The organism is Paracoccus mangrovi, from assembly GCF_042648425.1.
GTDB classification, from domain to species: Bacteria; Pseudomonadota; Alphaproteobacteria; order Rhodobacterales; family Rhodobacteraceae; genus Paracoccus; species Paracoccus mangrovi.
This window is the reverse complement of record NZ_JBHRXJ010000003.1, coordinates 265,858-286,926: the sequence shown is the minus strand read 5'-3', so window position 1 is coordinate 286,926 and position 21,069 is coordinate 265,858. Positions and strand designations below refer to the sequence as shown.

General features: G+C 66.7%; 19 protein-coding genes and 1 riboswitch. Of the genes, 8 read left to right on the top strand and 11 right to left on the bottom strand.

Annotation, left to right across the window (positions count from 1 at the left end; all coding sequences use genetic code 11):
* Nucleotides 1-125 precede the first annotated feature (125 nt).
* Nucleotides 126-1,049: a sulfite exporter TauE/SafE family protein gene (locus ACFOMH_RS06030; RefSeq protein WP_374423529.1), complete on the top strand. Its 924-nt coding sequence runs from the start codon at nucleotides 126-128 to the stop codon at nucleotides 1,047-1,049.
* Nucleotides 1,046-1,849 carry a TIGR02186 family protein gene (locus tag ACFOMH_RS06025; RefSeq protein ID WP_374423531.1) on the top strand — a complete coding sequence of 268 codons (804 nt, stop codon included), beginning with the start codon at nucleotides 1,046-1,048 and terminating at the stop codon, nucleotides 1,847-1,849. The genes ACFOMH_RS06030 and ACFOMH_RS06025 overlap by 4 nt, the downstream gene beginning before the upstream one ends.
* Here the strand turns inward: ACFOMH_RS06025 and ACFOMH_RS06020 are convergent.
* The 6 genes from ACFOMH_RS06020 to ACFOMH_RS05995 are packed head-to-tail and all read right to left on the bottom strand — an operon-like array spanning nucleotide 1,846 to nucleotide 8,937.
* Nucleotides 1,846-2,976 (bottom strand): GNAT family N-acetyltransferase, encoded by a 1,131-nt coding sequence (locus ACFOMH_RS06020; RefSeq protein WP_377743261.1) that lies wholly within the window; start codon nucleotides 2,974-2,976, stop codon nucleotides 1,846-1,848. The two genes, ACFOMH_RS06025 and ACFOMH_RS06020, sit on opposite strands and share 4 nt — an antisense overlap.
* Before the next feature lie 32 nt (nucleotides 2,977-3,008).
* The gene (locus ACFOMH_RS06015) at nucleotides 3,009-3,755 is read right to left on the bottom strand and encodes an SDR family oxidoreductase (protein WP_377743260.1); all 747 of its coding nucleotides are present in this window, start codon (nucleotides 3,753-3,755) and stop codon (nucleotides 3,009-3,011) included.
* A gap of 33 nt (nucleotides 3,756-3,788) precedes the next feature.
* On the bottom strand, nucleotides 3,789-4,547 hold the full coding sequence (locus ACFOMH_RS06010; protein ID WP_374423537.1) for a glycerophosphodiester phosphodiesterase family protein: 759 nt from the start codon (nucleotides 4,545-4,547) through the stop codon (nucleotides 3,789-3,791).
* Nucleotides 4,547-4,987 carry a RidA family protein gene (locus ACFOMH_RS06005; RefSeq protein WP_374423539.1) on the bottom strand — a complete coding sequence of 147 codons (441 nt, stop codon included), beginning with the start codon at nucleotides 4,985-4,987 and terminating at the stop codon, nucleotides 4,547-4,549. Before ACFOMH_RS06005 ends, ACFOMH_RS06010 begins: the two co-directional genes overlap by 1 nt.
* A 9-nt stretch (nucleotides 4,988-4,996) precedes the next feature.
* On the bottom strand, nucleotides 4,997-5,449 hold the full coding sequence (locus ACFOMH_RS06000) for a YbjN domain-containing protein (RefSeq protein ID WP_374423540.1): 453 nt from the start codon (nucleotides 5,447-5,449) through the stop codon (nucleotides 4,997-4,999).
* A gap of 41 nt (nucleotides 5,450-5,490) precedes the next feature.
* Complete coding sequence (locus ACFOMH_RS05995) at nucleotides 5,491-8,937, bottom strand: chromosome segregation SMC family protein (RefSeq protein ID WP_377743257.1); 3,447 nt, start codon at nucleotides 8,935-8,937, stop codon at nucleotides 5,491-5,493.
* Nucleotides 8,938-9,088: 151 nt separating this feature from the next.
* Here ACFOMH_RS05995 and ACFOMH_RS05990 point away from each other — a divergent pair, with 151 nt between their 5' ends.
* Together ACFOMH_RS05990 and ACFOMH_RS05985 are read left to right on the top strand one after the other, a co-directional pair.
* Nucleotides 9,089-9,451 carry a CidA/LrgA family protein gene (locus ACFOMH_RS05990; RefSeq protein ID WP_377743256.1) on the top strand — a complete coding sequence of 121 codons (363 nt, stop codon included), beginning with the start codon at nucleotides 9,089-9,091 and terminating at the stop codon, nucleotides 9,449-9,451.
* Entirely contained in the window at nucleotides 9,448-10,164 is a 717-nt protein-coding gene (locus tag ACFOMH_RS05985) for an LrgB family protein (RefSeq protein ID WP_374423545.1), read from the top strand. The genes ACFOMH_RS05990 and ACFOMH_RS05985 overlap by 4 nt, the downstream gene beginning before the upstream one ends.
* A 53-nt stretch (nucleotides 10,165-10,217) precedes the next feature.
* Here the strand turns inward: ACFOMH_RS05985 and thiC are convergent, their stop codons facing one another.
* The 3 genes from thiC to ACFOMH_RS05970 form a co-directional block, all read right to left on the bottom strand.
* Nucleotides 10,218-12,074 (bottom strand): phosphomethylpyrimidine synthase ThiC, encoded by a 1,857-nt coding sequence (gene thiC / locus ACFOMH_RS05980; RefSeq protein ID WP_377743254.1) that lies wholly within the window; start codon nucleotides 12,072-12,074, stop codon nucleotides 10,218-10,220.
* An 87-nt stretch (nucleotides 12,075-12,161) separates the two neighbouring features.
* Nucleotides 12,162-12,282, bottom strand: a riboswitch (TPP riboswitch).
* 26 nt (nucleotides 12,283-12,308) lie between these two features.
* Nucleotides 12,309-12,605 carry a DUF6525 family protein gene (locus tag ACFOMH_RS05975; protein ID WP_374423549.1) on the bottom strand — a complete coding sequence of 99 codons (297 nt, stop codon included), beginning with the start codon at nucleotides 12,603-12,605 and terminating at the stop codon, nucleotides 12,309-12,311.
* Nucleotides 12,606-12,614: 9 nt separating this feature from the next.
* Nucleotides 12,615-13,841: a GTP-binding protein gene (locus tag ACFOMH_RS05970; protein ID WP_377743252.1), complete on the bottom strand. Its 1,227-nt coding sequence runs from the start codon at nucleotides 13,839-13,841 to the stop codon at nucleotides 12,615-12,617.
* A 210-nt stretch (nucleotides 13,842-14,051) separates the two neighbouring features.
* Here ACFOMH_RS05970 and ACFOMH_RS05965 point away from each other — a divergent pair, with 210 nt between their 5' ends.
* A complete protein-coding gene (locus tag ACFOMH_RS05965; RefSeq protein WP_377743251.1) occupies nucleotides 14,052-14,840 on the top strand; it encodes a response regulator in 789 nt (262 codons plus the stop codon).
* Here the strand turns inward: ACFOMH_RS05965 and ACFOMH_RS05960 are convergent.
* On the bottom strand, nucleotides 14,816-16,000 hold the full coding sequence (locus ACFOMH_RS05960) for a sensor histidine kinase (RefSeq protein WP_377743249.1): 1,185 nt from the start codon (nucleotides 15,998-16,000) through the stop codon (nucleotides 14,816-14,818). The genes ACFOMH_RS05965 and ACFOMH_RS05960 overlap by 25 nt on opposite strands.
* A gap of 5 nt (nucleotides 16,001-16,005) precedes the next feature.
* Nucleotides 16,006-18,633, bottom strand: a complete 2,628-nt coding sequence (locus tag ACFOMH_RS05955) for an ATP-binding protein (RefSeq protein WP_374423557.1) — start codon at nucleotides 18,631-18,633, stop codon at nucleotides 16,006-16,008.
* A 259-nt stretch (nucleotides 18,634-18,892) separates the two neighbouring features.
* Between ACFOMH_RS05955 and fmdA the strand changes: the two genes are divergently transcribed.
* The 3 genes from fmdA to ACFOMH_RS05940 are packed head-to-tail and all read left to right on the top strand — an operon-like array spanning nucleotide 18,893 to nucleotide 21,004.
* Nucleotides 18,893-20,119 carry a formamidase gene (gene fmdA, locus ACFOMH_RS05950; protein WP_377743247.1) on the top strand — a complete coding sequence of 409 codons (1,227 nt, stop codon included), beginning with the start codon at nucleotides 18,893-18,895 and terminating at the stop codon, nucleotides 20,117-20,119.
* A gap of 57 nt (nucleotides 20,120-20,176) precedes the next feature.
* Complete coding sequence (locus ACFOMH_RS05945; protein ID WP_374423560.1) at nucleotides 20,177-20,689, top strand: AmiS/UreI family transporter; 513 nt, start codon at nucleotides 20,177-20,179, stop codon at nucleotides 20,687-20,689.
* 18 nt (nucleotides 20,690-20,707) lie between these two features.
* Nucleotides 20,708-21,004, top strand: a complete 297-nt coding sequence (locus tag ACFOMH_RS05940) for a zinc ribbon domain-containing protein (RefSeq protein WP_377743245.1) — start codon at nucleotides 20,708-20,710, stop codon at nucleotides 21,002-21,004.
* Nucleotides 21,005-21,069: the final 65 nt, after the last annotated feature.

The following is a 21,069-nucleotide window of genomic DNA, read 5'->3' as shown; positions in this document are numbered from 1 at the left end:
CTTTCGTGAGAACATGATTATCCGGGCCGCAAGCCTGCGACAACCCACAGGAAACGCCCGCAGACCGTTTGACCTTACGCGAAGTTACCGGCAGGATCGAATCAGGGCTCGCGGCCGGACACGTCATGCAGATTTATCTTCCCATTGCCGAGGTGGTGGTGAATTCCTTCACCCTGATCGGGCTTGGCGGCATCGTCGGGCTGATGTCGGGCCTGTTTGGCGTCGGCGGGGGGTTCCTGATCACGCCGCTTTTGTTCTTTATCGGCATTCCGCCCCCGATTGCGGTGGCGACCGGCGCCAATCAGGTCGTCGCCTCGTCCTTTTCGGGGGTGCTGGCGCATGTCAAACGCAAGACCGTCGATTTCCGAATGGGCTGGGTGCTGCTGGCCGGCGGGCTGATCGGATCGTCGCTGGGCGTGCTATTGTTCAACCTGTTGTCGCGGCTGGGTCAGGTCGATCTGGTGGTGCAGCTTTGCTATGTCATCTTTCTGGGCCTGATCGGGGCGATGATGTTGCAGGAAAGCCTGCGCGCGCTGCGCCGCACCCGGATCAGCGGCCCGGTCAAACCGATGCGCCGGCATCAACACGGCTGGGTGCATCGCTGGCCGCTCAAGATGAAATTCCGCGCCTCGGGCCTTTATATCAGCGCCATTCCGGTCCTGCTGGTGGGGGCGCTGGTCGGCGTTCTGGGCGCGATCATGGGCGTCGGCGGCGGCTTTATCATGGTGCCGGCGATGATCTATCTGCTGGGCATGCCGACCAAGGTCGTGATCGGTACATCCCTGTTTCAGATCACTTTTCTGTCGGCCTATACGACACTGATGCATGCGGTATCGTCGAACACGGTCGATGTCATGCTTGCGGTGCTGTTGATCGTGGGCGGCGTCGTCGGCGCACAGATCGGCACCCATTGGGGCACGCGGCTTCGGGCCGAACAGCTGCGCATCCTGCTTGCGCTTCTGGTGCTGGCGGTCTGTGGCAAGCTGGCGCTCGACCTGTTCCTGCGCCCCGAGAACCTATATTCGATCACGCCGGGGCTGTTGAAATGATCGTGCGCGGCCTGCCGCTGTTGCTGGGGCTGATGCTGCTGGTCGCGCCGGCGATGGCGCAAAACACCGATCCCGCGCCCGAAGAGCCGGCCGAAAAGATCGTCGCCGGCATCTCGCACGAAGATATCGACATCACCACCAATTTCGACGGCTCGGAAATCATCATCTATGGCGCCATCAAGCGCGAAACCCCGATCCCGCCCGGCGAGACGCTGGATGTGATCGTCGCCGTCGCCGGCCCGTCCGAGGCGGTGACCGTCCGCCACAAGGAACGCAGGCTGGGCGTCTGGGTCAATACCGGCCGCGTCAGCATCGGCGCCGCGCCCAGCTTTTATGTCGTCGCCTCGACCCGCGCGCTGCACCTGATCCTGCCCAAGGACGAGGATCAGCGTTTCCGCATCTCGGTGCCGCTGGCCATGCGCAGCTTTGCCGGCCCGCTGGATGTCGAGGATGCCGTCCCCTATACCGAGGCCCTGATCCAGCTGCGCGAGGCGGACGGCCTGTACCGCCAGGATGACGGCGCGGTGCGGCTGGCCGAACAGACACTGTTTCGCGCCGATGTCCGACTGCCCGCCAACCTGATCGAGGGGGATTACAGCGCCCGCATCTTTCTGTTGCGCGACGGCAAGGTCATCGACACCTTCCGCGCGCCGATCGAGGTGCGCAAGGTCGGGCTGGAACGCTGGCTCTATCGTCTGGCGCTGGAAAATCCGTTTGTTTACGGGATCATGTCGCTTGCCATCGCGATTGCGGCGGGCTGGGGCGCCTCGGTCGCGTTCCGGCTGGTCAAGCGCAACTAGCCGCGCCGGAACGGGCCCATTTCGGTCAGCACGGCCATTTCCTGATCCACCGCCAGACGTTCGCGCCGCAGATATTCGGCGATGGCGTTGGAAAAGCCTTCATCCGCGACCCAATGCAGGGAATGGGTCTGGCTGGGCAGATAGCCGCGCGCAAGCTTGTGTTCGCCCTGGGCGCCGGCCTCGACCCGGGGGATGCCCTGTGCGATGGCCCAGTCGATGGCGCGGTGATAGCACAGCTCGAAATGCAAGAAGCGGTGATCCTCGAGACAGCCCCAATAGCGGCCATAAAGCGCATCGCGCCCGATCAGGTTCAGCGCACCCGCGACCGGCGCGCCGTCGCGTTCCGCCATCACCAACAGGCAATCCTCGCGCATCGTGTCATGCAGGATGTCAAAGAACTCGCGCGTCAGATAGGGACGCCCCCATTTGCGCCCGCCCGTATCCTGATAGAACGCCCAGAACGCGTCCCAGTGTTCGGGCCGGATCTGATCGCCCGTCAGGCTGCGGATGGTGCCGCCGAAACCCTGCGCGCGCTCGCGTTCCTTGCGGATCGCCTTGCGCTTGCGCGACGACAGCTGCGCCAGAAAATCGTCAAAGCTGCCATAGCCCTGGTTCTGCCAGTGGAACTGTTCGCTGGCCCGGGCCAGAAAGCCCACCTCTTCGCCCAGCCGGGTTTCGGCTTCGGTGCAAAAGGTGACATGCGCGCCCGAAAGGCCGTTTTGCTGGGCGACCTGCGCCATCGCCTGCAACAGCGCGCCCTGCACCGCCGGGGACTGTGCGATCAGCCTTGGCCCGGTCACCGGCGTGAACGGCACCCCGCATTGCAGTTTCGGATAATAGCGGCCCCCGACGCGGGCATAAGCCTCGGCCCAGGCGTGATCAAAGATATATTCGCCCTGGCTGTGGGTTTTCAGGTAACAGGGCGCGACCCCTGCGACCCGGCCATCCAGCCGCGCCACAAGATGGCTGGGATGCCAGCCGGTATCCTGTCCGACCGATCCCGACGCCTCGAGCGCGGCCAGAAAGCGGTGGGTGGTGAATGGCGTCGCATCGGCCCCGCAGCCATCCCATTCGGCGGGGTCGATATCGGAAATCGCAGGCAGGACCGAGACAGAGAGTTCGCGCATGGGCTGCAAGATAGGCATCCAACGGTGCTTTGTCAGCGGCCGCCGGTGACGTCCAGATGCGTGCCGGTGACATAGCTCGACTCTTCGCCGGCCAGCCACAGGATCGCCTCGGCCACCTCATCGGCGCTGCCCGGGCGGGCCATGGGCACACCCGCGGCCAGACGCTGCGCCCGGTCCGGCTGTCCGCCCGAGGCGTGGATCCCGGTCTCGATCAGGCCGGGACGGACGGCGTTCACGCGGATGTTCTGCGCCGCCAATTCCTTGGCCAGCCCGATATTCAGGCTGTCCAGCGCGCCCTTGCTGGCCGCGTAATCGACGAATTCGCCCGGACTGCCCAGCCGCGCCGCGGCCGAACTGACCAGAACGATCGTGGCCGATGGCCGGTCCATGGGCCGGCCCAGCCGCCGCGCCGCCTCGCGCGCGGTCAAAAGCGCGCCCATCACGTTGACGTCGACGACGCGCTGCATGCGCGCCGCGCTCATCTGGGCCAGGGGCATGGTCTGGGCCAGGATCCCGGCATTGACGATCACGGAATCGATCCCGCCCAGATCGCGCACGGCGGCATCGAAAAGCGCGATCACGTCATCCTCGCGCGCGACATCCCCGCGCAGGCCGATGGCGCGGCGGCCCTTGGCGCGGACCGCCTCAATCACCTCATGGCCGGCGGCATCGTCGCTGTGCCAGTTGATCGCCAGATCCCAACCCCGATCCGCCGCCATCATGGCGACCGCCCGCCCGATGCCGCGCGCGGCGCCGGTCACGATCATCACCTTGCCCATGCCTGCCCCCATCCCAACGAGTTGCCGCCGCGATCAGCCGTTATTGGCCATGTAATCCTCAAAGGTGATATTGTCGGCGACATGGCGGGCCTCGGCCTCTTGCGCGGCCGAACGGATCGTCCAGGTCAGAACCGGCACCCCCCGCGCCTTCAGCGCCGTGACCGCCGGATTGTCCAGATCATTGCGGTCATGCGAGATGAAGCTGGCCCCGACGGCGTCGAAATCGGCGATCCGGGCCAGATGGTCGCGGCTGGCATCATCCAGCATCGGCCATTCCCCGGCCTCATAGGCACAGGTGGTCAGACCGACCGCGATCCCCGGCGCCGCCTTGTGAAAGGCCGCGATCACATGCGGGTTAAAGGACATGACCGCAACCGGCCCGTCATAGCCGGCCAGCACCTCGGCCACGCGCTGGGGCAGCGCGCCCACATCCGCCCCCGAAGCCAGCGTCGGGTCCTTGATCTCGATCAGCAAGGGCACCCGACCGGCAACCTCGGCCAACATCTCGGCCAGGGTCGGCATCGCCTCATCCGTGCCCGAAAGCCGCAGCCGCGCCAGCTGGGCCGGGGTGCTGGCGGCGACGGTGCCGTTCGTCTCGCCGGTCAGACGGCCCAGCTCATAGTCGTGAAACACCATCGGCGTGCCGTCCATGGCGCGCTGAATATCGCATTCGATGCCATAGCCATGGGCGATGGCGGCGCGAAACGCCGCCATGCTGTTTTCCGGCAGCCCCGGACGGTGCAGCCCGCGATGCGCAATCGGCACATGGATGAAATCGGGATGCAGCGCCATCAAACGATCTCGAAGATGGCATCCACCTCGACCGCGACGCCGCGCGGCAGGGCGGGAACCGACACCGCGGCCCGGGCATGCCGGCCCTTGGGACCGAACACCTCGACCATCAGATCCGAACAGCCGTTCACCACCTCGGGCTGTTCGGTGAAATCCGGGGTCGAGGTCACGAACCCGCCCAGACGCACCACCTGCTTGACGCGGTCGAGCGTCCCCAGCGCCGCACTGGCCTGCGCCAACAGCGCCAGCCCGCAGCTGCGCGCGGCATCCGCGCCCTGCTGGGTGCTCAGATCGTCGCCCAGCCGGCCCTTGGTCGTGCTGATCTGGCCGGAAATGTAAAGCATGTTGCCCACGATCACATAGGGCACATAATTGGCCGCCGGCGCCGGCGCGGCAGGCAGCGCGATCCCCAATTCGCTCAGTCGTTTTTCGATGCTCATCCCAATCCCCTACCAGTCGATGAATTCACGGAAATCCTGCAACAGGATACGCCATGTCTCTAGCGCGTCATCGAAATTCTTGCGCCCGATGCCGTCGCCTGCAAGTCCGATATCCATTTCGATGAACGGATCGCCCGAGGAATCCAGATAAACCCGGGCGAAACGCCGGTCGCGATTCCACAGATTCGCCATTTCCATCGGCATCGGGGCATCCAGCTGAAACCCGGCCGAAAACTGCATCGCCTGACAGGCCGGGCGGCAATCGTAGAAATTGACATGAAAGACCGCGCCCTCGATCTGGCTTTCCAGCATCGGATCGCCCTTGCGGTCGGTCAGCCGCGTCACCGACAGGCCAGCCTCGGCCATCATGCGCGCCACCGCATCCGCATCGCCGCGATTTTGCGCGGCAACGGCCGGGGCTGTCAGCAAGGCGACAACCAAGAGGGGAATCAGGGCACGCATTAACCACTCCACGCCACGGCGCCTCCTTAACGGATGCATGCTCAGGCGACCAGAGCCTCGGCGCGCTTCAAATCGACGCTGACCAGCTGGCTGACGCCCTGTTCCACCATGGTCACGCCAAACAGCCGGTCCATGCGCGACATGGTGACGGCGTGGTGTGTGATCACAAGAAAGCGGGTATCGGTGCGGCGGGTCATTTCGTCCATCAGATCGCAGAAACGGGTCACGTTGGCGTCGTCGAGGGGGGCGTCCACCTCGTCCAACACGCAGATCGGGGCGGGGTTGGCCAGAAACACGGCAAAGATCAGCGCCAGCGCGGTCAGCGTCTGTTCGCCGCCCGACAACAGGCTCAGCGTGCTGAGTTTCTTGCCAGGCGGCTGGCACATGATTTCCAGCCCGGCCTCAAGCGGATCGTCGGATTCGACCAGCACCAGCCGCGCCTCGCCGCCGCCGAACAGATGCGTGAAAAGCGTGGTGAAATTGGCGTTCACCGTGTCGAACGCCGCCAACAGACGCTCGCGCCCCTCGCGGTTCAGACTGCCGATGCCCTGGCGCAGCTTGCGGATCGCCTCGGTCAGGTCCTCTTTCTCGCCGCCCAGACGGTCGCGTTCCGCGTCCAGCTCGCGCTTGTCTTCCTCGGCGCGCAGGTTGACGGCGCCAAGCGCATCGCGGCTTTGGCGCAGGCGGGCGACGCGATCCTCAAGCTCGGCGGGGGCCGCATCCTCAACCTCGCCCAGGGATTCCAACAGCGCCTGCGGCGTCGTTTCGGTTTCCTCAAGGATGCGGGCGCGGGCCGCAGCTTCGGCCTCGGTGGCGGCGTCGGTGCGGGCCTCGCGCGCGGCGCGCAGCTCGCGCGCCTCGGATGCGGCACGCTCGGCCTCGCGTTCGGCGTCCGAGACGGCGCGCAACGCCTGATCGGCGACCGACAGCGCGGCACGGGCCTGATCCAGCCGGTCGCCGGCACGGGCCTCGGCCTCGGTCAGAACCTCGCGGCGTTCGGCCAAAATCTCGGGCTGGGCCTCGGCCTCTTCCAGATCGAGGGCGGCCTGTTCGCGGCGGGCGGAAAGCTCGGCGGCCCGGGTGCCGGCCTGATCCAGACGCAGCCGCCAACCGGATTCCTCTTTGGCGATTTCCTGCGAACGCCGCAGCCGGGCATTCGCCTCGCGCCGCAATTCGTCCAGCGCGCCGCGCCGGGTCATGGTGGCGATGCGCGCCGCCTCGACCCCGGTACGGGCATGTTCGACGGCATCCGCAGCAGCAGCGCGATCGGGCAGATCGGCCAGCATCCGTTCAGCCTCGGACAGGCGGGCACGGGCGTCGCCGGCATCGGCCTGATGGCGGGCCAGTTCAGCGCGGGCGGATTCGGCGCGGCTTTGCGCCATGGACAGGTCGGATTCTGCCCGCGTCACGGCACGGGCGGCATCGGACAGGCCGCGCTCCGCCTCGCGCCGGGCATCGCGGGCACGCTTTTCGGCCTCGCTGGCGGCGGAAAGCCGGTCGCGCAGGCCCTGATGGGCGGCTGCGGCATCCTCGGCCCGGGCCTGTGCGGCCTCGGCCTGACCGGTCATTTCGGCCAGCTGGTTCACCTTTTGCAGATGCAGCGCGGCGGATGACGCGGCCTCGCCCGCCATCACCCGCATCCCGTCCCAACGGAACAGATCGCCGGCGCGGGTCACCAGCCGCTGCCCCGGGGCCAGCGCCGCCTGCATCGCCGAACCCGCCTGCGCATCCGCAACCAGCCCAACCTGCGACATGCGCCGCGACAGCGCCCCCGGCCCCTCGACATGCGGGGCCAGCGGCTCGGCGCCGGCGGGCAATGGCTGGACCCGGTCATAGCCCGGCAGCGCGTGCCAGCCCGAGCCATCGCTGGCCAGCCCCGCCGACAGATCGTCCCCCAGCGCCGCGCCAAAGGCCGTCTCATAGCCGCGCGCCACGCGCACCAGATCAAGGATCGACTTGCCGCCGCTGTCGCCGCGCTCGACCAGCCGCCGCAACGCCGCCATTTCGGCGTTCAGGGCGGAAACCTCGCCCTCGGCCTCGGCGCGGGCGGCGCGGGCGGCGGATTCCTCGGCCTCAAGCGCGCCGCGCGAATCCTCGGCGCTGGCAAGGGCCTCTTCGGCGGCCTCGACGCGCTCGCGGGCCTCGTCCTGGGCTGCGTCGGCGGCGGCGCGGGCGGCCTCGGCCTCATGCCCGGTTTCGGTGGCGCGGGCGGCGGCGGCCTCGGCCTCGGCGGCAGCGCGGCTGGCACGGTCCAGCATCTGGCGCAGGTCATGGGCCAGCCGCTCGGCGGATTGGTGCCGCGCGGCCAGACGGGCGGATTCGTCGGTCAACTCGGCCAGCTTGGCCTCGACCTCGCGCAGAGCCTCGGCGGCCTCATCGGCGCTGGCGCTGGCGGTTTCCAGCCGCGCGTCATGGCCCTGACCGGCCTTGTCCAATTCGCGCTTTTCCCAATCCAGCCGGGCGATCACCTCGCCCGCGTCATGGTTCAGCGCCGATTCGCGTTCGATGTCGCGGTCCAGTTGGGCGATGCGCGCCAACAGGGTCTGGATCGCCTGCGCGGCGCGGGCCTCGGCCTCGTCCAAGGCCTCGCGCTCGACGGTGGCGCGCGACAGGATGGCGGCAGCGATCTGTTCCTCTTCGCGCAGGGGCGGCAGTTCGCTGTCGGCGGCCTCGCGCGCGGCGATGGCGCGACGGGCGGCGGCCTCGGCCTCGGCGGCGGCGGCAATGGCCTCGCGCAGCGCCTGCACGGCCAGATCGCGCGCCCGGTCCGCCTCGGCCCAGCGGCGATACAGCAACTGCCCCTCGGCCAGACGCAGGGCGGCCCCGATTTCGCGATAGCGGGCGGCGGCGCGGGCCTGTCGGCCCAGACTGGCGGCCTGTGCCGACAGCTGATCCAGCGTGTCATCGACGCGGGTCAGGTTCGCCTCGGCCCCGTTCAGCTTCAGCTCTGCCTCGTGGCGGCGCTGATACAGGCCCGAAATGCCCGCCGCCTCTTCCAGAATGCGGCGGCGCGCCTTGGGCTTTGCGTTGATCAGTTCCGAAATCTGTCCCTGCCGCACCAGCGCCGGCGAATGCGCCCCGGTCGAGGCATCTGCGAAAAGCATCTGCACGTCGCGCGCGCGCACCTCTTTGCCGTTGATGCGATAGGCACTGCCGGCGTCGCGGGTGATGCGGCGGGTGATGTCCAGGCTGTCGCTGGTGTTCACCGCCTCGGGGGCCAGACGCTGGGAATTGTCGATGCTCAGCGTGACCTCGGCATGGGCGCGGGCCGAGCGGCGCGAGGTGCCGGCAAAGATCACGTCCTCCATCCCCTCGCCGCGCATGGCGGTGGGACGGTTTTCCCCCATGACCCAGCGCAGCGCCTCAAGCAGGTTCGACTTGCCGCAACCATTCGGCCCGACCACGCCCGTCAGCCCCTCATGGATGACCAGATCGGTCGGGTCCACAAAGCTTTTGAAGCCATTCAGTCGCAGCCGGTCAAAGCGCAAGGGGGGTCCATCCTATGCCGTAAATGCCGGTGATTTTCGCGGCTGGCCGCCGATGAGTCAACCGAAACCACAAGATATTGGCGGGATGACGCGGTTATCCACAAGTTTTAGGGGATCAACACAAGAACATCGCGGTGATAACCTGACCGGCATGATTCCTGCGCTTTGTGTCCTTTTGTCGCTGCAACTGATCGGTGAGGTCGTGACCCGCGGCCTTGGCCTGCCGCTGCCCGGGCCGGTGCTGGGGCTGCTCTTGCTGGTCGCGGGCTGCGCGCTGCGGCCGTCGCTGGCCCAGATGCTGCGGCCGGTCACATCGACCATTCTGGGCAATCTGTCGCTGTTTTTCGTGCCTGCGGGGGTCGGCGTGGTCGCGCATCTGCAACAGTTCCGGCAAGAGGGGCTGGCCATTGCCGTCGCGCTGACCGTGTCGACCGCGCTGGCCATCGCGGCGGGGGCGCTGGTCTTCAAGATCGTGGCGCGCTGGACCGGTCAGAACAGCGAGCCCGGCGAATGACCGATCCCGCCCTGATCTGGAGCTATCTGACCCGCGAGCCGCTTTTGTGGCTGACCGCGACGCTGATCGCCTATTGGCTGGGCGCCAGCTTTTTCCAGCGCATGGGCCGGCAAAGCTGGGCCAATCCGGTGCTGGTTGCGGTGATCATTCTGGCCGTGCTGCTGTGGATCACCGGCACCAGCTATCAGACCTATTTCGAGGGCGCGAAATTCGTCCATTTCATGCTTGGACCGGCGACCGTCGCGCTGGGGATGCCGCTTTATGACAATCTGCGCCGGGTGCGACAGGCGGCGCTGCCGCTGATCGCCGCATTGCTGGCGGGGTCGGTGACGGCGGTGGTGTCGGTCCTGCTGATCGCGCGGGCATTCGGCCTGCCGCAGGTGATGATGGCAAGCATGGCGCCGAAATCGACCACGGCGCCGGTCGCGATCGGCATCGCCGAACGGCTGGGGGGCGAGCCGACCATCGCCGCCGTTCTGGTGCTGTTGACGGGGGTGTTCGGCGCCATCATCGCGACGCCCTTGCTGAACGCGCTTGGCATCCGGGACTGGCGGGCGCGGGGGTTTTCGCTGGGCGTGGCCGCGCATGGGATCGGCACCGCCCGCGCATTTCAGGTCAATGAAACCGCCGGCGCCTTTGCCGGCATCGGCATGGGGCTGAACGCGGTGCTGACCGCGATCATCGCGCCGCTGATCCTGCATCTGTTCGGATAGGCGGCCCGCGCAGGCGGGCGGCGCAATGCACCGCCCGCCCCAACCGGCCCCGATCAGCCGTCCTGTAGGGCGGGCATGTAAAGATCGCCGCCCTCGCGATATTTGCGGGCCATATCGGCCATGCCCTGTTGGCGGGCATCGGCGCGGATCTCGTGCGATATCCGCATCGAACAGAATTTCGGCCCGCACATCGAACAGAAATGCGCCAGCTTATGCGCCTCTTTCGGCAGGGTCTGATCGTGAAAGGCCCGCGCCGTGTCGGGGTCCAGCGACAGGTTGAACTGATCCTCCCAGCGGAATTCGAACCGCGCGCGCGACAGCGCATCGTCGCGCAGCTGCGCGGCCGGGTGCCCCTTGGCCAGATCGGCGGCATGGGCGGCGATCTTGTAGGTGATGACCCCGGTTTTCACATCGTCGCGGTCGGGCAGGCCCAGATGCTCCTTGGGCGTGACATAGCACAGCATCGCTGTCCCGAACCAACCGATCATCGCCGCGCCGATGCCGCTGGTGATGTGGTCATAGCCCGGCGCGATATCGGTGGTCAGCGGCCCCAGCGTATAAAAGGGCGCCTCGGCGCAGATTTCCAGCTGCTTGTCCATGTTTTCGCGGATCTTGTGCATGGGCACATGACCCGGTCCCTCGATCATCACCTGGCAATCGTGATCCCATGCGATCCGGGTCAGTTCGCCCAGGGTTTCCAGCTCGGCGAATTGCGCCGCGTCATTGGCATCGGCGATCGAGCCGGGGCGCAGCCCGTCGCCCAGGCTGAAGGACACGTCATAGGCGCGCATGATTTCGCAGATCTCGGGGAAATGTTCGTAAAGAAAGCTTTCGCGGTGATGGTGCAGGCACCATTTCGCCATGATCGAGCCGCCGCGCGACACGATCCCCGTCACCCGGTCCACGGTCAGCGGGATGTGGTGCAACCGCAGCCCGGCATGGATGGTGAAATAATCGACGCCCTGTTCGGCCTGTTCGATCAGCGTGTCGCGAAACACCTGCCAGGACAGGTCCTCGGCGATGCCGCCGACCTTTTCCAGCGCCTGATACAGCGGCACGGTGCCGATGGGGACCGGCGAATTGCGGATGATCCATTCGCGGATATTGTGGATATTGCGCCCGGTGGACAGGTCCATCACCGTGTCGGCGCCCCAGCGGATCGCCCAGACCATCTTTTCCACTTCTTCGGCCATGGACGAGGTGACGGCGGAATTGCCGATATTGGCGTTGATCTTGACCAGAAAATTGCGGCCGATGATCATCGGCTCGGCCTCGGGGTGGTTGATGTTGGCGGGGATGATGGCGCGGCCGCGCGCCACCTCGTCGCGGACGAATTCGGGGGTGACATGGGCCGGGATCGCGGCGCCGAAACTGTCGCCGTCCCGGCGTGGCGCGGTCTCGGCGGCCTGTTGGCGGGCCAGATTTTCACGGATGGCGATGAATTCCATTTCCGGGGTGACGATGCCGGCGCGGGCATAGGCCAGCTGGGTCACCGCGCGGCCGTCCCGGGCGCGCCGCGGCCGGTGGCAGGTGGTGAATTCCGGGGTCAGCCGGTCGTCGGCGGCAAAGCCGTTATCCTCGGGGCGGACCTCGCGCCCGGCATAGCTTTCGGTATCGCCGCGCGCCGCGACCCAGCTTTCGCGCAGGCGCGGCAGGCCGCGTTCGATGGCAATCGCCGCCCCCGGATCGGTATAGGGCCCCGAGGCGTCATAGACCCGCAGGGGCGGCTCGCCCGCGCTGGGATGCAGGGCGATTTCGCGCATCGGCACGCGGATATCGGGATGGATCACCCCCGCAACATGCACCTTGGCCGAGGCCGGCAGCGCGCCGGTGGTCACGGTCAGAACCGGCTGGGCCGGGGGTGTCGGATTGGTCGGGGCGGGGATCGTCGTCGTCGGATCGGATGTCATGTCAGGCTCCTGGCTTTGCAAGCGTTGGAGACCCAGCACTGACGGGAAAGGAGAATACCCCGAAGGCATGGCCGCAACCGGCCCGCCGCATGGGCATCCGCACCGTCCCTACGCCAGTATGAACTGGATCAGGTTCATCGGGTCCCCTGCGCTGCCTGACGGCCCAGCAGAATCTCAGCCCCTTGTCGGGACACCCCTGGTGAAATGCCAGAATGCAAAGCCGCGCCCCGGCTGTCAATCGCCCCTGTCGCGGCGGGGTGGCGCATCCAGCGGATAGGCCGCCCCCCAGATGCGCGGGCAGTCGCGCGCCAGCATCCGGCGTTCCGCCAGTTCCAGCCGGCGCAGCATCCGCGCCACATCGCCGCCGGTTTCGCGGTCCAGCCGCCGCCACAGCCGCAGCGCGGAACCCGCACTCCAGGGCAGGGCCGCCCCGGCCAGCCAGCGGCGCAGTTCCGCCGGCAGCCGGTCATAGCGATCCATCGGCCGGCCCCTGCCGCGCCGCGCCAGCGTGCTTGCCAGATTGCCCGACATCGGCAGGGATCAGGCCGTGCGGCGCTGGCCCCATTGCGGGAACGGATCGGGCAGCGCTTTCCAGTCCGAGGGACGGAAATCCTGCGTGTCGACCAGCGCCGCGTCCAGCCGTTCGGTGATGGCGGCCCAATCCATGCCGCTGCCGATAAAGACCAGCTCCTGACGCCGGTCGCCCCAGGGCTCGGACCAGTTGCGTTTCATTTCCGCAAGCGCGTCGGGATGCTCGGGCCAGCGTTCGCGGGGCACCGACGCCCACCAACCGCCCAGCGGCACCACCGTCGAGATCGCGCCCGCAAGGCTGAACTCGGCCGCCCAGTTGGGGCGGCTGGCGATCCAGAAATGCCCCTTGGCCCGGATCACGCCCGGCAGATCGCCGTTCAGCACCGCATGGATGCGTTGCGGATGAAACGGCCGCCGCGCGCGATAGACGAATGAGGTGATGCCATATTCCTCGGTCTCGGGGATGTGGTCGGCGAAACCGTAAAGCTCTTTGGCCCACATCGGGTTCAGATGCGCGCGGTCGAAATCGAACAGCCCGGTGTCGAATATCTCATTGGCTGGCACGCGCGAAAAGTCGGTCTCGATCAGCCGGGCCTCGGGGTTGAGCGCGCGCACGATCTTGCGCGCCTGATCCAGCCGTTCGGGGCCGGCCTCGGTGATCTTGTTCAAGACCACGACATCGGCAAATTCGATCTGATCGGTCAACAGGTTGACCAGCGTGCGGTCGTCCCCCTCGCCCATGCTTTCGCCACGGTCGGCGATGAAATCATGGCTGGAAAAGTCGCGGGTCAGGTTCACCGCATCGACCACCGTCACCATGGTGTCGAGCCGGGCGATATCGGCCAGGCTGTCGCCATTCTCGTCGCGGAATTCAAAGGTCGCGGCAACGGGCATCGGCTCGGCAATGCCGGTCCCCTCGATCAGCAGATAGTCAAAGCGCCCCTCTTCGGCCAGCTTGCGCACCCCTTGCAACAGGTCGTCGCGCAACGTGCAGCAGATGCAGCCATTGCTCATTTCGACCAGCTTTTCCTCGGCCCGGTTCAGCTCGGCCCCGTCGCGGACCAGATCGGCGTCGATATTCACCTCTGACATGTCATTGACGATGACCGCGACACGGCGCCCTTCGCGATTGTTCAGCACATGGTTCAGAAGCGTGGTCTTGCCGGCGCCAAGAAAGCCGGAAAGCACGGTGACGGGAAGGCGCTTGTCCTGCGCGGGGGGACTGGCGTCGGGCATGGGGTCCTCGGTATATGTTATGTTATTACATTTCTATTATCCCGGTGACGCCCGCTGTGCAATGCCCGACCGGGATCAAAGTCCCGAATCAACGCTTGGTGAAATCCCGGCGCGCGGGACTATGCGGACGGGGGCGCCGCCGCTATCGTGGTGGCGGATCGCGCCCGAAAGCCGGGCAGAGCCGGCCATATCTTGATCGGGACATTCGCCATGACGGCCCAGCGGGCCCCGCAGCCACAGGATGCCAGCCACGCGGCCATGTCGCCGCGCCTTCTGTTCGTCGAGGATGACCGCAAGCTCAGCAGCTTTCTCAGCCGCTATTTCACCGAACAGGGTTACACGGTTCAGACCGCCCATGACGGTGCCGAAATGCGCGCCGCGCTGGCGGGGAGGCGCTTTGACATGGTGGTTCTGGACGTCAACCTGCCCGGGCGCGAGGATGGCTATGCGCTGGCCCGCGAATTGCGGGGGGATGACGGCATGGGCATCCTGTTCCTGTCCGCCCGGCAAGAGGCGCTGGACCGCATTGTCGGGCTGGAAATCGGAGCGGATGATTTCATGGTCAAACCCTTTGAACCGCGCGAATTGCTGGCCCGCATCCGCGCCATCCTGCGCCGCATCCCGGCACCCGCCGGCACAAGGCCCGCCGACCCCGGCGCCGACGCCACAGGGCCGACCCCGCCGCGTGCCGGGCGGCTGCGTTTTGGCGAATGGCAGCTGGATCTGGCGACGCGGCAATTGCACGACGCCCAGAACCGCATCCGCAGCCTGACGACACAGGAATTCAACCTGCTCAGCGTGCTGGCACAACGGCCGGGACGCATCCTCAGCCGCGATCAGCTGATGGATCTGACGGTCAACCGGACATGGTCGCCCTATGACCGTTCGGTCGATGTGATGATCGGCAAGATCCGCCGCAAGATCGGCGACATGGGCCCCGAATATCACCGCATCCGCACCATCCGGGGCATCGGCTACATGTTTTCGCCCGACCCCTGATCAAGTCCCGGATCGGGGGCCTCATCGCCCCCCAGACAAGGCAGATCCAGCACCGCCCGCGCGCCGCGCGCGCCATCGCCACCCATCGCGTCACCGCCACCGGCATTGCCGATACGGAACCGGCCACCATGGCGCAGGGCCATCTGCTGGATCATCGGCAGGCCCAGCCCGGTGCCCTCGGGCTTGGTGGTGAATAGCGGCTCAAGCGCGCGTTCCAGCCCCTCGGGGGTCAGGCCGGGACCGTCATCCACGACCTCAAGCCGGGCATAGGGACCACCGCGCCAGACCCGCGAAAGCCGGATCGCGACCCGGCCCCGCCCGCCGGTCGCATCGCGGGCATTGATCAACAGGTTCAGCAACGCGGTTTCCACCTGACGCGGATCGGCGGGCACCAGCAAGGGCGCGGCCGGCAGGTCCAGATCCAGCGCCATGCCCTGGCACAGCGTCCGCGTCAGCATCGCCGCCACATTGCCCACCACCGCGCCAAGGTCGATCACCGCGCCGGGCGGCCCTTCGCCGCGCGCGAACCCCATCAGCCGCGCCACCAGATCCGCGGCGGTCAGCGCCGCCTCGCGCGCATCCGTCGCATAGGGCTTGAGCACGTCGTGCGCATGCAACCCGTCATCGATCACCATCAGATTGGCCCCGATCACCGCCAGCATATTCTTGAAATCATGCGACAATCCCGCCGCAAGCTGTGATGCCGCCTCGATCTGGTGCAAAAGCGCAAGCTGGCGCTCGGCGCGGGCCTTGTCGCGGCGCAGCTGAGCCAGTTGGAAACAACGGTCCAGCGCCTGCACCAGCTCGTCCAGAAAGAACGGCTTGCGCAGATAATCATAGGCCCCGGCCTTGAGCGCCGCGACCGCGCTGTCGACCGAGGCATAGGCGGTCATGATGATCACGATCAGATCCGGGTGCCGCGCCCGCAGCCGGGCCGCAAGATCGGTCCCGTCCTCACCCCCAAGACGGATGTCGAGAAGCACCACCTCGACCGGGTCGCGCGCCAGCTGATCCAAGGCCCCGGCCCCGCTATGGACCAGCGTGCAATCCACCCCCGCAAGCCCCAGCGCCCGCGAGGTCGAGACCGCGAAATCCACATCGTCATCGACGATCAACAGCCGCCGCACCGTGGAATCGGGCGCGGCAGAAAGGTTCGGCACATCCATCATGGCGTTTGCGCGATGCTCAGCCGCATGGCGGTGCCCAGGGGGCCGGTGCGCGCGACCCAGGCATCGCCGCCATGCATCTGCGCCACCCGCCGCACCAGCGTCAGACCCAGCCCCACCCCCGAGGCCTTGGTCGTGACCAGCGGGTCAAAGACGCGGGCGCGCATCTCAGGCGGCAGGCCGGTGCCGTTATCGGCGACCTCGATGATGGTGAAGCCGGCATCGTGAAAGGCGCGCAGCTCGACATCGGGGCGGCGGCCGGGCGCGGCCTCGGCGGCATGGGCCGCGTTCTCGATCAGGTTGCGGATCGCGAATTGCAGCCGCGAGGGATCGCAGCGCAGCCGCATCCCCGACGGCACCTGCAAACGGACCAGCCCGCCCGAGGGATGTTCCGCGATGAGCGCCGCCAGCCATGCGCGCAGATCGACCGGCACGGTTTCATGCGCCCCCTGCCGCGCGAAATCCAACAGGATATCGATGATCCGGCTGCACCGGCCGATGCTGCGGCGGATGCGCAGCACGTCCTCTTCGGCATCGGCGCCAAGGCCGGGATTGCGGGACAATACCTCGACCGAGCTTGAGATCGTGCCAAGGGGGTTGCGCAATTCATGGCTGATCGTGGCGGCCACCTCGCCCACGGCGGCCAGGCGCTGGCGCACGGCCAGTTCGCGCTGCGCCGAACCCAGCTGGCGCAGCGCGCCCAGCAGATCCTCTTCGGTCAGGCGGCGGCGTTCATTGGCCATCACCGCCCATGACGCCAAAAGCGCCACCAGCGGCGCGGCGCCCAGAAACACCGCCGTGCCCAGCCCGGGATCGCCCAGCCGGCCCGCCATGTCCCGCAAGCCCAGCCACGCGCCCCCCAAAAGCGCCATCAGAACCCCGAACACCGTCGCAATCTGCCAGACCCGATGCCAAAGCCGGGGCGGCACCCGGGTCAGCTGAACCGGGCCGGCGGCGGGCGCGGGCGCATCATCGGACAGCGCCGGCGCCCGCTTGCAGTAATCGCGGCAATGCGGCTCAAGGCTGCAACAGAGCGAACAGATCGGGCGCTCGTAAAAGGTGCAATAGGCCATGTCGCGGGTTTCATAGCCATGGCTACAAATCGCACAGTCGCAGCGGCTGCGGCGGGTAAAGACATGCGGCACCCGCGCCAGATAGCCGGCGCCGCGCCGCCACATCCCGATCACACAGGACGCGCAAAGCGACAGCGCAAAAGCGATGGGCGCCGACCACGCCTGAAGGATCGGCCCGCCCAGCCCGGCATAAAGCATCAGCCCCGTCAGCCCGCCAATCGCCATGCTGCCACAGCCGACCGGATTGAAATCCGGCAGATAGGCGCGGCGGAATTCGATCCGCGCCGGGCTCAGGCCCAGCGGCTTGAGGATCGCCAGATCGGCAAAGATCGCCCCCAGCCAGGCCAGCGCAAGATTGGCATAGATCGCCAGCACCGCCTCAAGCGTGGAAAACACCCCCATCAGCATCAGCGCGCAGCTGACCGCGATATGCCATGACAACCAGATCAGCCGCCCGGGGTGATAACGGGTGACGCGCATGAAGAAATTCGATTCCGCCAGCGAGCCGGCATAGGCATTGGTCACGTTGATCTTGATCTGCGCGATCAGCACATAGACCGTCGCCACCAAAAGCGCGGCGGCGGGCGCGAAAAGATATTCATAGGCGTGGCGGAACATGCCGATCGGCTCGACCGCCATATCGGGGGTCATACCGGCGCGGATCGCCAGCCAGGCCAGGAAACTGCCCATCAGGATCTTGGTGCCGCCGATCAGGATCCAGCCCGGCCCGGCCAGGATCAAGGCCCCCCACCACCGCGCCCGCGTGGTGGTTTCGCGCGGCGGCAGAAAGCGCAGGTAATCGACCTGTTCGCCGATCTGCACCGTCAGCGCGCAAAGAACCCCGATGGCCGCGCCCAGCGACAAAAGCCCCGGCGCCGGCCCCGGCGCGGCCAGCCATTGGCCCAGCGCGTCGGGCGCCCGCCAGGCAATCGCCGCGAACGGCAAAAGCCCCAGCACGATCCAAGGCAGCTGGGTCACCAGTTGAAACCGCGAAATCGCGGTCATCCCCCGCGACGCGACCGGCAGGATCACCATCGCCGAAAGCAGATAGCCCGCCGGCAATGGCAGGCCGAACGCAACCAGAAGCGCCTGCGCGATGATCACCCCTTCGAGCGCAAAGAAGATGATCGTATAGGTCGCATAGATCAGCGAGGTGATGGCCGAGCCAATATAGCCAAACCCCGCCCCCCGCGTCAAAAGATCCATGTCCACATTCGCGCGCGCGACGTGATAGGCGATCGGCAGGCTGGTCACAAAGATGAAGACCGACGCGATCAGCACCGCCACCACCGTCGTCTGCACCCCCCAGGACAGCGTCAGCGCCGCCCCGATCGCCTCAAGCGCCAGAAACGAGATACCGCCCAGCGCGGTATGGGTGATGGTCGCCGGGCTCCAGCGCCGGTAACTGGCGGGGGCATAGCGCAGCGCGTAATCCTCGATGGTCTCGTCTGCGACCCAGGACTGATAGCTGCGCGGCTGGGGTTCCAGCCCCAGATAGGCGCCGCCTGACCGCCCCGCCGTATCGGGCGGTTCGATGCTGCTGGTTTCGTTCATTTTCCCCTACCGGCTTTGCGGCGCGCATGCGTCTGCGCGCCCCCCTCCCCTGCGGCTGGTGCTGGACAGCCTAGCGCCGTTTTCCGGCGCTGTGAACTGTAACCCATTGCCGGCAAAAGGCGGAAAAATGCGTGGCCCGGTTACACAAAATTACGAAACCGCCCCTCTGGCGCATGAACACCGATTACACGGCGCGCGCAGGATGATCCCCGGGAAACGGGCGCGCCGGTCGCCGCCCGCCCGAATGTGGGAGGAGAAAATGTCGAACACCGTCTTCAAGGTTGACCTGAACAAGGCCCCCGAGGAGGCCGCGCAAAAGCCCCATAACCGCTGGCATCCCGACATTCCGATGGTCGAGACCTTCAAGCCCGGCGAGGTGCTGCGCGTCGAATGCTATGACTGGACGGGGGGCCAGATCGGCAACAATGACAGCGCCAACGACATTCGCGATGTCGATCTGACGAGGGTGCATTACCTGTCCGGCCCCTTTGGGTTCGAGGGCGCCGAGCCGGGCGATCTGCTGGTCGTCGACATTCTGGACATCGGCGCGCTGCCCGCTTCGAAATGGGGCTTCAACGGCCTGTTCGCCAAGGAAAACGGCGGCGGCTTTCTGACCGAGCATTATCCCAAGGCGACCAAGTCGATCTGGGATTTCGAGGGGATCTATACCACCTCGCGCCATATTCCGGGCGTGCGTTATCCGGGGCTGATCCATCCCGGCCTGATCGGCTGTCTGCCCGACGCCAAGCTGCTGGCCGAGGCGAACCGCCGCGAGGCGGCGCTGATCGCGACCGATCCCGACCGGGTGCCGCCGCTGGCCGCGCCGCCTTTCGCCGGCACCGCACTGATGGGCGAGATGAAAGGCCCCGCCGCCCAGACCGCCGCCGCCGAGGCATGGCGCACAGTGCCGCCGCGCGAACATGGCGGCAATTGCGACATCAAGAACCTGTCGCGCGGGTCCAAGGTCTATTTCCCGGTCTATGTCAAAGGCGGCGGCCTTTCGATGGGCGACATCCATTTCAGCCAGGGCGATGGCGAGATCACCTTTTGCGGCGCCATCGAGATGGCCGGCTGGATCGAGATCAAGGTCGAGATCATCAAGGGCGGCATGGCGAAATACGGCGTCATCAACCCGATTTTCCGCCCCTCGCCCATCGATCCGCATTTCGACGATTACCTGATCTTCGAAGGCATTTCCGTCGATGAACATACGGGCGAGCAATATTACCTCGACGCCCATGTCGCCTATCGGCGCGCCTGTCTTAACGCCATAGAATATCTAAAAAAATTCGGCTATTCGGGCGAACAGGCCTATATGATCCTGGGCACCGCCCCGGTCGAGGGGCGCATCGCCGGCATCGTCGACATTCCGAACGTTTGCGCCACGCTGGCGATTCCGACGGCGATCTTCGATTTCGACATCCGGCCCAATGCCGACGGCCCGAAACGGTCCGTGCCCGAGGTGTCGGTGGCGAAAACCAGCTAGGTCGGGACCGCTGTCGCGCCCCGATCAGGGCGCGGCAACCCGAGGGAGGTCGATACCATGCTTCTGGGATTTCTGCTGTTTTATGTGGGCGCGGTCCTGTTTCTGAACGGGCTGTGGCTGATGGGAAAGATCGAGGATCGCGAGATCGTCGTCATCAATGTCGTCTCGGGGCTGGTCGCGGGCGCGGTCGTGGTCAAGGGTGCCTTTGGCGCCGATGCCTCGCCCGACAGCGTGCGCGCCGCGGCCCTGACGCTGATGTTCAGCACGACCTATTTCTGGGTCGCGCATAACCGGCTGGTCGCGGTCGACGGGCGCGGGCTGGGCTGGTTCAGCCTGTTCGTTGCCATCACCACCGTGCCGGTCTTTCTGCGCGCGCTGGCCATGGCGGGCGGCGCGTTCGAGATCTGGCTGGCGCTCAACTGGCTGATCTGGGGTGTGCTGTGGTTCATGTATTTCCTGCTTCTGGCGCAAGGCCGGCCGATCCTGCGTCAGACGGCCTGGGTCACGCTGATCTCGGGGATCGTGACCGGCTGGCTGCCCGGTTTCCTGCTGCTTGACGGCATCACCTGAACGAAAGGAACGACGACCATGCCGGTCTATGACTTTCATTGCCCCGATCATGGCCTGTTCAGCGACCTGGCCAGCTATGAGGCCAGCCGCGCCGGACTGGCCTGCCCCGAATGCGGGCGGGCCAGCGCGGTGCTGCCGGCGCTGCCACAGGTCAGCCGCCTGTCCAGCGCGCTGCGCCGGGCCGAGGCCCGCGCCGAGACCAGCTCGGGCGCGCCCAAGGTGGTCAAACGCGGCCACCTGCCCAATTGCGGCTGCGTGATGTGCAAGAAAACGGCGCCGCCGACATCGCGGCGCTGGATGCTGGGGCAATGCTAGGCGACCCGGGCGCCATGACAGCGAAACGGCCGCCCCGGGGGCGGCCGTTTCATTTTCACCGGTTT

What these genes read in the sequence shown, in the direction of transcription:
- ACFOMH_RS05990 (WP_377743256.1), top strand. Translation starts at nt 9,089, where the DNA reads ATGATTCCTGCGCTTTGTGTCCTTTTGTCGCTGCAACTGATCGGTGAG.
- ACFOMH_RS05940 (WP_377743245.1), top strand. Translation starts at nt 20,708, where the DNA reads ATGCCGGTCTATGACTTTCATTGCCCCGATCATGGCCTGTTCAGCGAC.
- ACFOMH_RS06015 (WP_377743260.1), bottom strand. Translation starts at nt 3,755, where the DNA reads ATGGGCAAGGTGATGATCGTGACCGGCGCCGCGCGCGGCATCGGGCGG.
- ACFOMH_RS05945 (WP_374423560.1), top strand. Translation starts at nt 20,177, where the DNA reads ATGCTTCTGGGATTTCTGCTGTTTTATGTGGGCGCGGTCCTGTTTCTG.
- fmdA (WP_377743247.1), top strand. Translation starts at nt 18,893, where the DNA reads ATGTCGAACACCGTCTTCAAGGTTGACCTGAACAAGGCCCCCGAGGAG.
- ACFOMH_RS06000 (WP_374423540.1), bottom strand. Translation starts at nt 5,449, where the DNA reads ATGCGTGCCCTGATTCCCCTCTTGGTTGTCGCCTTGCTGACAGCCCCG.
- ACFOMH_RS05970 (WP_377743252.1), bottom strand. Translation starts at nt 13,841, where the DNA reads ATGCCCGACGCCAGTCCCCCCGCGCAGGACAAGCGCCTTCCCGTCACC.
- ACFOMH_RS06020 (WP_377743261.1), bottom strand. Translation starts at nt 2,976, where the DNA reads ATGCGCGAACTCTCTGTCTCGGTCCTGCCTGCGATTTCCGATATCGAC.
- ACFOMH_RS05955 (WP_374423557.1), bottom strand. Translation starts at nt 18,633, where the DNA reads ATGAACGAAACCAGCAGCATCGAACCGCCCGATACGGCGGGGCGGTCA.
- ACFOMH_RS06010 (WP_374423537.1), bottom strand. Translation starts at nt 4,547, where the DNA reads ATGGCGCTGCATCCCGATTTCATCCATGTGCCGATTGCGCATCGCGGG.
- thiC (WP_377743254.1), bottom strand. Translation starts at nt 12,074, where the DNA reads ATGACATCCGATCCGACGACGACGATCCCCGCCCCGACCAATCCGACA.
- ACFOMH_RS06025 (WP_374423531.1), top strand. Translation starts at nt 1,046, where the DNA reads ATGATCGTGCGCGGCCTGCCGCTGTTGCTGGGGCTGATGCTGCTGGTC.
- ACFOMH_RS06005 (WP_374423539.1), bottom strand. Translation starts at nt 4,987, where the DNA reads ATGAGCATCGAAAAACGACTGAGCGAATTGGGGATCGCGCTGCCTGCC.
- ACFOMH_RS05975 (WP_374423549.1), bottom strand. Translation starts at nt 12,605, where the DNA reads ATGTCGGGCAATCTGGCAAGCACGCTGGCGCGGCGCGGCAGGGGCCGG.
- ACFOMH_RS05985 (WP_374423545.1), top strand. Translation starts at nt 9,448, where the DNA reads ATGACCGATCCCGCCCTGATCTGGAGCTATCTGACCCGCGAGCCGCTT.
- ACFOMH_RS05965 (WP_377743251.1), top strand. Translation starts at nt 14,052, where the DNA reads ATGACGGCCCAGCGGGCCCCGCAGCCACAGGATGCCAGCCACGCGGCC.
- ACFOMH_RS06030 (WP_374423529.1), top strand. Translation starts at nt 126, where the DNA reads ATGCAGATTTATCTTCCCATTGCCGAGGTGGTGGTGAATTCCTTCACC.